The 12494-nt window shown below is 51.6% G+C and carries 12 protein-coding genes; all 12 read right to left on the minus strand.

The annotated features are described in order from the left end of the window. Positions 1–1411: RCC1 domain-containing protein (locus WBJ47_RS02605; protein ID WP_424585620.1), on the minus strand; the 1411-nt coding region annotated here is incomplete at its 3' end. 12 nt (positions 1412–1423) lie between these two features. Then, positions 1424–3097, minus strand: coding sequence for an RCC1 domain-containing protein (locus tag WBJ47_RS02610; RefSeq protein ID WP_422246145.1), 1674 nt, complete (start codon positions 3095–3097; stop codon positions 1424–1426). Next, complete coding sequence (locus WBJ47_RS02615) at positions 3094–3729, minus strand: hypothetical protein (RefSeq protein WP_422246143.1); 636 nt, start codon at positions 3727–3729, stop codon at positions 3094–3096. Before WBJ47_RS02615 ends, WBJ47_RS02610 begins: the two co-directional genes overlap by 4 nt. Then, positions 3729–4703, minus strand: a complete 975-nt coding sequence (locus WBJ47_RS02620) for a carbohydrate-binding protein (protein WP_422246141.1) — start codon at positions 4701–4703, stop codon at positions 3729–3731. The genes WBJ47_RS02615 and WBJ47_RS02620 overlap by 1 nt, the downstream gene beginning before the upstream one ends. Further along, a complete protein-coding gene (locus WBJ47_RS02625; RefSeq protein WP_422246139.1) occupies positions 4700–8980 on the minus strand; it encodes a hypothetical protein in 4281 nt (1426 codons plus the stop codon). Before WBJ47_RS02625 ends, WBJ47_RS02620 begins: the two co-directional genes overlap by 4 nt. Beyond that, complete coding sequence (locus WBJ47_RS02630; protein WP_422246138.1) at positions 8971–9366, minus strand: hypothetical protein; 396 nt, start codon at positions 9364–9366, stop codon at positions 8971–8973. The genes WBJ47_RS02625 and WBJ47_RS02630 overlap by 10 nt, the downstream gene beginning before the upstream one ends. Positions 9367–9464: 98 nt before the next feature. Further along, positions 9465–9866 carry a hypothetical protein gene (locus WBJ47_RS02635; RefSeq protein ID WP_422246136.1) on the minus strand — a complete coding sequence of 134 codons (402 nt, stop codon included), beginning with the start codon at positions 9864–9866 and terminating at the stop codon, positions 9465–9467. Between the two features lie 71 nt (positions 9867–9937). Continuing rightward, positions 9938–10399, minus strand: a complete 462-nt coding sequence (locus WBJ47_RS02640) for a hypothetical protein (RefSeq protein ID WP_422246135.1) — start codon at positions 10397–10399, stop codon at positions 9938–9940. Between the two features lie 103 nt (positions 10400–10502). Next, positions 10503–10928, minus strand: a complete 426-nt coding sequence (gene gp17, locus WBJ47_RS02645; protein WP_422246133.1) for a tail completion protein gp17 — start codon at positions 10926–10928, stop codon at positions 10503–10505. Between the two features lie 24 nt (positions 10929–10952). After that, positions 10953–11495: an HK97-gp10 family putative phage morphogenesis protein gene (locus tag WBJ47_RS02650; RefSeq protein ID WP_422246132.1), complete on the minus strand. Its 543-nt coding sequence runs from the start codon at positions 11493–11495 to the stop codon at positions 10953–10955. 23 nt (positions 11496–11518) lie between these two features. Continuing rightward, positions 11519–11869, minus strand: coding sequence for a phage head closure protein (locus WBJ47_RS02655; protein ID WP_422246130.1), 351 nt, complete (start codon positions 11867–11869; stop codon positions 11519–11521). Further along, positions 11866–12489 carry a head-tail connector protein gene (locus tag WBJ47_RS02660; RefSeq protein ID WP_422246128.1) on the minus strand — a complete coding sequence of 208 codons (624 nt, stop codon included), beginning with the start codon at positions 12487–12489 and terminating at the stop codon, positions 11866–11868. Before WBJ47_RS02660 ends, WBJ47_RS02655 begins: the two co-directional genes overlap by 4 nt. Positions 12490–12494 lie beyond the last annotated feature (5 nt).

Below are 12494 nucleotides of genomic sequence, written 5' to 3' on the forward strand. Positions count from 1 at the left end.
TGACCTGACCGTTGGTGAGTAGTGCGGCTCCAAAGTTGTACGTGCCAGAGCCACCACGGATTGCTTTAACCAGGGTTCCACCAAGCGGGATCTGGGTAAAGGTGGCTGTCGTTGTGCCGGGTGGCGATACTCCGTTGGCCCAGTATTCTCCGTAACCACATGCCCAGAGTGTGTTGTCTGTTTTCTTGATATAGGTCACGGGATAGTCGTAACCTCCGAGGTAGGCATCTGCAACGCCCGTACCGACTGCCAGAACAGGGGTTAACTGTTGCACGTAATTGCCGTTACCAAGTTGGCCATATGAGTTCGTGCCCCATGCGTGCAAATTGCCCTGGCTATCAAGTGCGATGGCATGCACGTGCCCAGCGAAAACTTTGACGATCGTTTTTCCACTTAACGAACCGCCAGTGCGAGGCATGGCAATCGTTGAATTGGTTGTAGTGCCATCTCCAAGTTGGCCATCCCCGTTATATCCCCATGAGTAAAGTGTGCCGTCATTTTTAACGGCATAGCAAGACTGATAAGCTTCCCGTCCAGCGGCGATTTGGGTGATACCGGACAGCACGGGCAATTGCACAAAACGGGATCGATAGGTTGTATCACCGTGACCGAGTTGGCCATACCCGTTGTATCCACAGGAATGAACGGTGCCGTCACTACACAGGACCAAAGAGCTATTGGCATTTTGTTCACCGCAGGCGAGTGCGACTTGCGTGACCGTTTTGCCATAAATGGAGTTGGCAGAATCTGCACTGGCGTTAAACGGCACGCGTTGCACGGTTGTGTTGCCATTGGCGCATTGACCGTAATCGTTGTAGCCCCAGATCCAGAGCTGACCGTTATTGTCGATGCAATAGGTGTGAGTCTGTGCTGTGAAGTAAAGTTTTGATGCTCCCGGAAACCCGGGAGGAAAGGCCGCACGCGCAGGGTAGGAGCGCGAATATTCTGTGCCGTCTCCAATTCTAAAGTTTGAATTCTGTCCCCAGGCGCGCACACTGCCATCAGTCATGATGACGCCCATCGTGCGGTAAAGGTTCGATTGTGTGTTCGCCGTGTTTTCCGGAAACCTTAATGCCTTGGTACCGGATCGGATTTCAGGGGTTGCCCAGACGGGCAGACCCGTAGGACCCACTGTCAGCACTTGACCGAGTGCGCCTGAAGGAAGCGCCACAAGACCCGTGCCATTGTTGTAAATAATTTGCCCAGAGCTGTTAGAAATTCCGGTAGTTCCCTGCGCAAAGAGATCCCAGGCAGTTGAGGCATCTGTTGGTGTCACGCCCATGGTGTTGTCGAGCACACAAACAAAACTGTCACCGTTGTAGGAAATCACGTCTTGCTTCATGTAGGTGCTGCTGGCGTTATAGGTCGATCGCCACGTAAAGGCGATTTTGCCAAGCGATATGGTTGTCATGTGTTGATTCCTTTAAAAAATGACAGGTGAGGGGGCAAAACGACTCTCTTGATCGTCATCCCCGTCCATGGAGTGCGCACCGTACCCGTTGACCATGACTTGACCATCGGAGGTCAGGCAATAAAGACCGCCACCACCCGCACCGAAGTAGCCCGAGACGCTAAAGTCAACGACTGTTTTATCCAGGAGCAAAAAGGAGTTGGGGGCATTCGGTGTGAGGTTGTTGCCATTGCCAACCTGACCCGAGCCACCAAAGCCCCAGACCACAACTTTTCCATCGCTTCGCAAAGCCACCGCGGTCTGATAAGTGGAATAGCCATAAAGACGCAATTTTGTGACGTTGGTGAGGAAACTTCCACCGAGTGTTTCCCAGGTATTTCGGGAGATACCAGAGCTGCCACCAATATATTGACCGTTGTATCCGGTCCATTTCACGGTCCCGTCATTCATAAGCGCAAGGCTCATGTGGTAGCCCGCTGCAACGGCCTGTGCGTCTTTGACGCCATCCAAGCATTTGATTGGGAATATCGTATTGCCTTGAAACGATGCTGGACCATAGCCAATCCCAAAGCCATCTCCAACATATCCGCCTTGATCGCCCCACATCCAGAACTCACCGTTTTCCAGCACGGCGCCATACCGGCGATAAGTGCCCGCACCTTCCCAGGTACCAGGGGTCTCGCAGGAGAAGATCTTTTTGACTGTCTTATTCCAGCCCCAAGGCATGACGGGCTGGTGGGTGGAGGAGTTTGACGTGAGCAAGGAGGAGTTAGTTTCTCCCGCGGCATACAAAATCCCATTCATTCCAATTAAAAAAGAGGCTGCATACACTCCACCTGTGACGTAGATGTCTTTGATGGGGGTGTTGACAGACATGGGGATAAGCTTGGGCGCATTTTGGTTTGTGCTATTTCCATTACCGAGTTGGCCATATTGGTTGTAGCCCCAGGAGTAGACTCGCCCCTGGTTGTCTAGCAACCAGACCGACGGGTAGCCGTGGTAGCAGCGACCGATATAAATCTTTTTAACTATCGTGTTTGATCCCAGATCTCCATTTCCATTAATTCTTTGTGGCACAGGGATGTAGCTCGTCGTATTGCGCCCAGACATCGTGTCACCTTGATTCGAGCCAGAGTGCCAGACCGCGCCACTAGCATCGAGGTAGTAGGTATCATTAAAGGCAGAAATCACCTGCGTAATACGAGGCGTGCCTGGAGGGAAAGCCACAGTTGAGGGAAATGTGTAGTTCCAGGCAGGGTCCCCCCCGTAGACGCCTGTGCCTGTTTGCCCGTATTGGCGCAAGCCAATCATCCGAACCGATCCATCGCTCATGATCGATCCCATGTAGTAGTTCGTGACCGCATGACCCGAACAACTTGATCTTTCAGTGGACATGAGTCCAGTGGCAATAGTGCCGTTTCTGCCACCCATGAAGCGAAACTCCATTCCACTTGCGCCATTGGAGTGCAGCACCATATTGGCCAGACCCCCAACTGAGACGCCACCCGTTAAAACGTGACCGGCGAGCACTGCATCTTGTTGTCCGAGAGCAAAAGGAGTCGCCACACCATTACGCATGACGTAAGCACCCCCATCTTTGTAGACCACATCATTGTTCAGGTAGCTCAAGTACGGGGAGTACAACCCCTTCCAGCGATAGCCCAGATTGTTGATATCAATATTCATAGGGCAATCACCAGTTCATTGTTGTTAATTGAGAAGGTCAGGTTTTCACCAATAAACCAGCTCACAAAGTCAGTGGCCGCAAAGCCACCGGTTTTGGCATCCGTGAACATGAGTTCTGAAGCATCCGCAGAAAGGGCAAAGCCATAAAGTCTAGGCAAGGCGGCAGACTCAAAGAGCGCATAACCCGTCTCGCCTGCGTTGACCTTTAAGACTTTGAGAGCTTGCCCAATGAGCGAAGATGGCATGTGCGTGGCACTCACGGCCGAGGCGGCTTCGAGCGCGCTTAAGGCCGCCGCCACCTCACTTGAATGGGCGTTTGCAGCACTTTGGGCGGCTTGAGTCGCGTTGGTTTGAGCGCTTGCTGAACTCGCTGTGGCGCTTGTTGCTTTCGTTGTCGCAAGGGTTGCGCTGGCCGCAGCAGCAGTTGCACTGGCATTAGCGTTTGTGGCGCTTGTCGCTGCAGCCGATTGACTCGATTGAGCAGCAGCTGACGCGGTATCAACGAAATCTGCTACATCGTTTGTCTCTGCAACAAAGGCATCCAGTGCACCAATGAGAGCAAAGGCCTTACGGTTAAATTCCGATGCCCCATCGGTTGGAAGGGGTGCTGAGGGTAGAGGGGTAATGGCCATCAGGTCAATCCTTCAATTTCTAATTCAAAATCCGCATAGTCCGGGTAACTAATCAGTGCTTCAAAGTTCTTGTAAAACCCGAAGAGCGTAGTGGACTCGTATTCAGTGCTACCGATCCATAGACAGGGTGTGGCGCGAATCTCAGTTAAAAAGAGCTGAAACGCATCGACTTCACTTTTCTCAATGAGTAGATTGAAGTTGGCTCGCTTGGCAAAGGCTCGGCGCACAAGAATCGTGTCCCCGAAATCGTTTGTCTCCTTTCGCGAGTAATCCTGAATGCCTACTCGTGCACCAAGTTGCACCCCCAGACCAAAGGATCGTTCCTGTCCAATCAAAAGCACGCCTACAGAGAGGTCCGCACCTCCCAGTAACTCGAACTTAATGACGCCATCCCCATAGGAGGGCAAATCTGTTTGAATGTTTTGAGTTGGTACGGTACGCGCGCTATAGAACCAACTCCACCAGTCTGAACCTGTGGGGAGCGCCGAGAGATCAATCGTCTTGGCGTAGACGATTTCTAACTCTCCAGAAATCGCGCTATGCATCGTGACGTTGATCTCAGTCGCGTTGTTCAAGTTCAGCGCTGCAATCGTATTAATCACCTGTCCAGGCTCCAGAACATAGGTGATGTTGTTGGGTTGTGCAGTTGAGGTACTGACCGAGGTATCAAATAATGCCCATCTGTTGGTGGGCGATACCTCAATCCACCAGAGCGATTCAGTTTGTGGATTTTTGTTCAGGTTCGCAGCCTTTAGGCTTTCATACACCTTGTGCGTGCTTGTGAGCATGACCCGCGCGCCCAGCGCATAGGTTGTGGCAGCGCTCCACGCAGGATGGTCTGATTCCGGGACGTTAGTTACTGGCGCTGCAGTAGATCCAACAGCAGTAGTGCCACCACTCCCTGGCACATGCACCATCGCATCGGTGATCTTGATCGGATTGACGATAACTAGCGCATTAGGATCGGAGCTCATGCGGTGACCACCCTTTGCTCTGGCATCCCATCACCATCCCAGCGCTCAAGCAGGCGGGTCATTCTGGCTTGAAGCTGAACCACGGATCGAGCCTGCGCCCGATTGTCCTCCCGCAAACTGCGTAATTCTTCAGCGATTTTGTTACCGCCAGATAAAAGGCCACTGGTTTGCTCAGAGTTGTAGACCATGCCAGGGTTCTTGAAATTAATTAATTCAGGGCCTTGTTCACCCACCATGGCTAGGCCCCCGGGGTAATAACCCCCAGCGGCAAAGCCCCGTGCCTGATACTCCTGGCTGCCTAAAATGCCTTGTTGCACTTCGGAAAGACTTAATCCACTCCCCGTCCAACTTGCAAGACCTCCGGAGTCCGGTTCCCGACCTAGTAGATCCCGATACATTTGTGCAATCGAGGATTCCCGGGAGATCGTTGTTGGACTACTGGAAGAATTGCTTGCGGCGCGTTCTGCTGCAATGGATACACCCAGCACGGCCATCGCCTGAGCGACAGACATTACAGAGTTGTTCACACCTCTGAGTTCATTGACCTGAAGTTGTGCGTATTGAAGCTGCGAGTCGTAATAGGCCCGGGTGCGCTCGACATCGGCGTCATACTGAGCTTGTGCCTGAATGACCTGCGCATCGAGCGAGGCGAGTTGCTTCTCGGCAATCTCGACTTGTTGCTGAGCAAAGGACATTTGCTCAGATCCAATGTCTTGTAAGGATTGAAGATCGACTGCGACTTGAAGGTTTGCTTTACGCATTTCAAAGGCAGACTCAAAGTTATCAGACGATAGTCCAGCCATCGCCGCATCGATTGCATCCGACAGAGCAGACTGATCGGGCAGATACCCTGTGGTCTTGGCAACTTCAAGCGCCTGGGTAATAAATGCTGCGCCTTGGGCAGGAGTTTGTCCGAGCCCCGCGCCTTGTAATAGCGTCTTAATCTTGCCGCCAAGCAGATCAAATAGGCCTTGTAGAGAAGAAATGCTTTCAGTTGCGACTTGCTTGGCCGCATCGGCCGCTTTTTTCTGGGCATCCAGATTTTTATTTAAAGCATCAAAACTGTCTGATAGTTGCTTAAGTGATGCCTCGAGCTCATTGCTAATCGCACTTTGCACTCCCGCAAAGGCCTGATCGGTCATGCTCGAGAGTTGCTCAAGCGAAATGACGGAATTCTTAATTGCTTGCGTGACCGTCTCAATGGCTGCAGACTGATCCATGCTGGCTGCAGCCTGAGCGCTGCTGGCCACGGCCTGTTTACTGCTTTCCTGGGCTGCCTTGATGGCTTGCTGAGCAAGTTGGTCGCTCGCAGTCACGAGCTCATTAAATGAAGGGGCGAGCTGTAGAAGGTTTGCCAGGAGCTGGTCATTTCCCGCTGCTCTGGCAGATTCAACAAGCGAGCGAAACGCTTGTTTGCTTTGTGGAAGGACGAACCCAAGTTGAGCAAAAACTTTAGTGAGCTGCTCGGTAGTCTTGCCCACACGCTCTTGCGTGCTATAAAAGTTCTGATAGTAGTAATCAGTCGATTTGATGAATTGATCCACACCACCAAACATCTCTACGAGCTTACTTGCGGCATCTGCGCCATAAACGCTTGCCTGCATGAGGCTAATGTTCAAAGTGTCAAAGACACCATTAACTGTTTGTAAGCTTGTCGCAAGCCGAGTGAGGGTGGCTCCCGCTTGTTCGCCTTCGCGTTGAACCGCACCGATTTCACTTGTCGCTGAGGACGCTAATGCGTTGCCATAAGCGGCAATGATTTCGTCGATCTTCTTTTGTGCGTCCTGGGGCGAGAGGTCCTTTAGGCTTTGTTTAACCTCAAAAGTGAAGTCGGAAATGTTTTGGGCAGGCAGTTTTAAGATATCTGCATACTGCTTGACCTTTAATGCTGTCATGCCTACCGCATTATCAAAATACTTCTGGATTTTGGCATCTACCTGGGTGATTTCAGTGCCGCTATCCCCGCCACTAAACCATCCACCCGCTTTGCTCCATTCCTCATAGGCATCGATGGTAGTTTTCATGGCGTTAAAGCGCACGCTAATACCAGTATCTTCGACTTCCTTTTTGCCTGTTCCAAATGCAGCGTTAACAAAGCCTCCTACTACGCCACCAATCGCAGCCCCCAGAGGGCCGCCAACCATGGCACCAATTGCGGTACCTGTCCCAACAGATAGCCAGGAGCTGCCACCCACTGATTTCCCACCCGAAATCAGGTTGCCAAGGCCAAGCCCGGCACCAATACCCCCAACGTATGAGGCAACCGTTCCGATCGTGCCTGCTGCTTGCATCATAGACATGCCTGCGCTTTGCATGGCACCTCCCGCTTCGGCCGTCATAAAGGCCGTGGCTCCCACTTCAGATACGAAGTTGGTCACAGTTGCGCCCAGACTGGTAAAGCCACCAGTGACCATTTCATATGCGGTCTTTAAACCATTGGCGGCACTCATGAGCCCAAGCGAATTCGAAACCGAGCCTCCAGAGCCCGCGCCTTCCGCGCCACTTCCGGCTGTTCCTGAAGCCAGAGCGCTTGCCGTAAACGCCCCAACAAAGCCCGTAATAATGGGCTGCAAGAGCGGGCGCAAGACCATGGTCTTAAACATATTGACCAGAAACTCCTTGGCAGAGAGGCCTCCTTGCATGAGTGCATCGGTCAGACTTTGTCCGATCTGGTTATTAATACCTTTAATCTCATCGGCAAACTCTTGTTCGGATTTAAGCCGGTCGGCCTTTGCCTTTTCTTCGGCTTTTTTGCGTTCATCTTCGATCTGCTTATTACTGTCGATAATCGACTGCATGGTTTGCTGATCGAGTAAGGCCGCAGTGTGTGCATCGGCGTACTTCGCCCACTCAGTTGACCCCTCTTTGATCCCTGCGTTCTGAAGCTTCTGCAGAAAGACAGCTTGCTCTTTCTGCACGTTATTCATGCCCAGCGCTTCGGTGTCGAATTTAAGCTGAGCAATCTCATCTTCGATCGCCTTGATGTTGCGCAGTCGCTCTTCAGCTACGCGCTTTGCTTCGCTTTGGGCTTGCTTGGCTGCTGACTGCGCTTCTTGCTCGGCTTTGATCCTCTCGCGTGTGGCATCGTTTTGTGCAACGATCGCTTCAATCTTGGGCAGGTACTCATCCAGGGCCGAGGAGCCTGCCCGAATACCGATTTCTTCCAGTTTGCGCAAGGCGATGGATTTTTCCCGCTCGCCATTGGTCATCCCCATGAGAAGCGACTCATGCTCCATGTTGGAGATGAGCTCATCGGCAGACAGTTTCATCTTGTTATAGGCCGCGACATGGGCGTCAGTTGCCGTACTCGCTTCTTTTGATGCCTTGGCTTGCGTGGCAATTTCCTGATTCAGTCTGAATTGAGAAAACTCGAGTTTTTTCTTAACCGTGGCCAGAGCCTCCTCCAGTGCACGGGTATCAGAGTTCGATTGGTTGTACTTCTCAATCTTTTCTTGAAGGTAATTGACTTCCTCGGTATAGCTTTTGACCCCATCTTCAAGCGTGCCAAAGGGATTCATGGTGCCAAAGGTCAGAAGTGCATTCCAGAAGCCTCCTGCAATGCGCGTTGCCGCAGACATTTCCTCCATAGAATCAACGATTGAGGATAAGAAGGGGCCTGCCAGAGTGAGTGCTGCTCCCTGAGAGCGAAGAGCCAAGATATCTAACTGATCATTAAATCGCGCAGCATTGTCGATAACCTCAGGCGTTACGCCTGAAAGATTAATTCCCTCATCTATTAAGCGCTGAATACCATCTGCACCCTCTGCAAGGAGAGGCGCCACACCTAGCCAGGATTTACCCAACGCATCAGCGGCAAGTGCCGCCCGCTGCTGAGGATCCTCGGTCTTGGCAAAAACGGCAGCCAACTCCTTAAACGCTTCGACTGGATCTTTGGCACTAATGCCGAGCGCTTCATATTTGGAAGCATTGCCCCCAATGGAGACAGACAGCTTATTGATCGCACTTGCCGTATCTTCAAGCGTGGTTCCAGAGAGCTTTGCTGCGTATTGCAAGCCGAAGAGGGTGGTGCCAGCAATTCCAGACGCATGGCTTAAGTCATTAATCTTGTCTGCTGTATCAATCGCACCTTTAATCCAGTTGGCGATTCCCATGACAGAAAAGCCAATGCCGATTGCACCGAGTGCCTTGGTTGCCATCTCGGTGCTTTTACGAATATCGGTCATGGCCCGATCAACGGTCTTGCGGGCCGAGTCCATGTCGGTCTTCAGGCGTGCAATATCGGCAGCCATCTGAATGACAAGGTTTGCTACTTGCATGGATGAATCTCTGTTGAGCTATTGGCGGTTGACTGTATTGACTGACCAGACTGCGCGAGCATGAAGGCTTTGAATTGACTGACCACTTTCTTTTGAATCACATCGCGATCAAGTTGATGTAATGGTTCGCCATATGGTGCGGGACACTCAGGTTTGGATGCCTCATGAAGGCTATTGATGTACTGCGCGGACATCTCGCGTAAGACCGCAAACTCCCAGGGCGCAAGCGTGACACAGGAACCTTGTTGCCAGGCCATAAGTTCAAGCGCACTTAACCTGACAGGTCCCATTGCACCTGACCCCACAAGCCCAATGTCCTGCCAGTAGCGAAGCAAGTACGAGACTTCACCCACCTCCGGCAAGAGGGGTTCACCGCCAAGAGCCATGATTTGCTCGGCGCGATTAAGCTGCGGTTCTGAATCCCGTCGGACATTTTTTTCTTGAGGTATGGCGTGCATCCAGCCCAATTGACGGGCATACAGGATTAGGGCTTCTCGCCAACCCCAAAGAAGTTTCCCGCATCCCCTACAAAGGTGCGCACCTGATCCGCGACGTATTTGAGCTTAGGCTCGCGGTAAATCGCATCGATTCCACCAGGAAAGGGGAAGTTCTCGATTCGCTCGGTAATGGCGACCAGGAATTTGGCATCAGCGTCCTTATCCTCAGCTTCCTTTTTGCCTTTATTACCAATGGCGGCCATCACACGCTTGGCGGCCTCCTTTTGCATTGCTTCATTGGCTTTCGTAAAGCGAGCGGTAGCTGGTCCATGCACATGCACGCGCACAGGACTGCCTTGGTAGAGCATGGGCTCGCCATTGGGCAGGTCGAGCTCCACAACTGACGTTTCAGCCAGAAAGAAGCTTGAAAAATCTTGCGTCTTATTCATTTGTATTCCTTCGCGAGTTTTGAGCGCTGACATTAGCGGTGGACATTAGCGGCAGACATTAAGGGCAGACATTAGGCAAAGAGGTCCTCAATGATGCCTGCACCGTTGGCACTTGTCGTTAACTCAAGCGAGCATGAGGCAGTCGTGATGTTGTCCACGGATCCGATATTGACTTTCCAGGACATGACTTTGGCCTGAAAGAAATACTTGTCGCCATTCTGTGTTTCTACGCGAAACGTGTAGTTGTTGTCTGAAAGGCTTGCTGCTTTCATGAGGATTTGACCGGCATCATCGGTATCCAGACCAATTGAGAGCGTAATAGAGCCCTCGTTAAATGAGCCTTTAAACTTTTGTGTTCCACGTGATCCCACTGGCTGGTGGGTCACAAGCGAATACTCGCGACCAAATTCACCCAGATCGGTGATCTCGCCTACTGGGGTGTAGGTCAAGGCCCCATATCCCGTTACATCAAAGGTGGCAGGGGTGGCCGCGGATACTTTGAAAATGGTTCCCGCACTGGTACGAACTGTCATGATGATTTCCTCATAAAAAAATACCCACAGATTTGTGGGTTATAAATAAAAATGCCCGCCACCAGTTGCCTGGGCGGGCACGATTTACCTGCGCGCAGCAGTATTAGTCAGTAGAAGATTCCACGAAATTTAATAAGTAGTCGTAGGGCTGGGTCCAAACACCTGCATCGGTGTCTTTATCAACAGGCCCCATCAAGTCGAGTCGACAGGAGATGACCTTTTGACCCACCACAATCGTCTGGTGCTTAAAATCAAGAACGGTACGCACCGCGTCATGGATGGCTTTGACTTCACCGATGGTTGCAGCCAATGGGTTGATTTGTATTCTGGCAAGTGCTCGATGCTCGCCCATTTGGTAATTCAAGTTCGGGGTCGGTTTGCTGTCGATAACGGTGTAAACAAGCGCCGGCATTGGAGTGTTGGGCGGCAGTTGCGCGAGCGCCCTGCGGTTTCCAACCAGCGCAACAATGGCGGGGGTGTTGAGCATGGTGGCAATAATTAACTCTGCACTAATGGAGCGGGTACTCATGGTCGGGTGCTCATGGGATGGTACTTACGGATTTAATTTATTAATCTCTTTAGGCAATCGAGTTCGGATGTAATCGGCAAAGGCAAGAATGGCACGGTCGCTACTTGAATCAAAGGCGCTTCGCATAAATGATTGTGGTTTGATGCCTGGGTGCACGATGACTTCGCGCATGACGCCAGCAAAAAATAGACTTTTTTTGTTCTTCGGTCTGATCTCGTAGGGTTGTTTCTTGGACTTTGAACCCGTGCCCGTGTAATAACTGCCCGTTCCAAACTCAATGAGGTGCGCGTACCAAGCCTCTTTGTTGCCTGCGATCAGATTGGCTCTGACCCATCCGTATTTCTTTTCACTCTTGCGAACAAAGCGGATTCGCACGCTTTTGAGCAACGCACCGGTGCGGATATTATCATTTGCAACAAGCGTTTTTTTAACCGTAGAGGCTATAACCGTTTGACCTGCGCGCATGGCTCCGCGCACGACATTACCCTCGATTTTGGCAGGCAGGGTCTTCAGAAGTTCATCCAATTCTTTAAGACCAAGAACATTAACTGTTGATTCTGTTGCCATTTACTCGCTCCTATGGACTGGGCTCAATTTGCCTCCAGACCTTCAGAGGCTAAGAGCGTAATCAGCACGTTGCTCTCATCTTCATTGAGGGCTGCGTGAATGTTAAAAATGCGCTCCTTATAGATCGCCCGAAATGTTGCGACTCTACGTGTATCAACGAGAGTCGGGTGATAGCGCACCGTAATCTGGTGCGTGACAACGCTTGCGAGTTGCAGTGCGCTTTGAAGCTCGCGCCCCGTTAGGGGTTCAATCGATGCCCAGACGGTCATGAGCGTGTTCCATCCGGGAACAAGAGCACCGTAGGGATCGAGCGCCGTATTAGGACTTTTTATCGTGACGCGACAATTCAGCTGCCCGGCACTCAGAACGCTCATATGAAAGGCACCTTATATGAGTCGAGTAATCCGTCGATAAATGGCAGTGGATCGATGCGCCCGCGGTTAAGCACAGACATCTCTTCGCGGTGAGCATATAAGCTGCCAACCCGAATTTTGATCCAACTCTTAATGCCTTCGGGAACATCTTGGGGGGATCCGTAGCCTGCGTCAAAGGTCACGCTAACGGAACCAATTTGAGGCAAGCTCACCGGCCAGATTTGACCAAATACTGGGGTCACTCGAGCCGGTTCACAGGCCGTATCCAAGACGTAGTGGGCAGGTGGCATGGTTTGCATGGCACCGTTCATGTCCAGATACTGAATGGCAGTAATTGTTTGTACCGGACATTTGAATAACAAAATCGCGTGATTTGGTAGTGAAAAGTTACTTTCACTTGAGCAGGCCATACCCTCTTGCCCGGCAAAGCGATCCAGGACCATTTTCCAGCGGGCAGTGATGAATTGCCGACCAGTGATGGTCTCAGCCGCTTGCCGGGCTGCAGAGATGAGCGCCAGAATCAACGCATCATCTTCATCAAAATCCACTCGCAGATGCAGCTTTGCCTCGGCGAGCGTGACAGGCTCATCAATAGGTGGGGTGACAAGTTGCAAGGGCATGGTTT

It is taken from the genome of Zwartia sp., from assembly GCF_049655405.1.
Taxonomy (GTDB): domain Bacteria; phylum Pseudomonadota; class Gammaproteobacteria; order Burkholderiales; family Burkholderiaceae_B; genus Zwartia.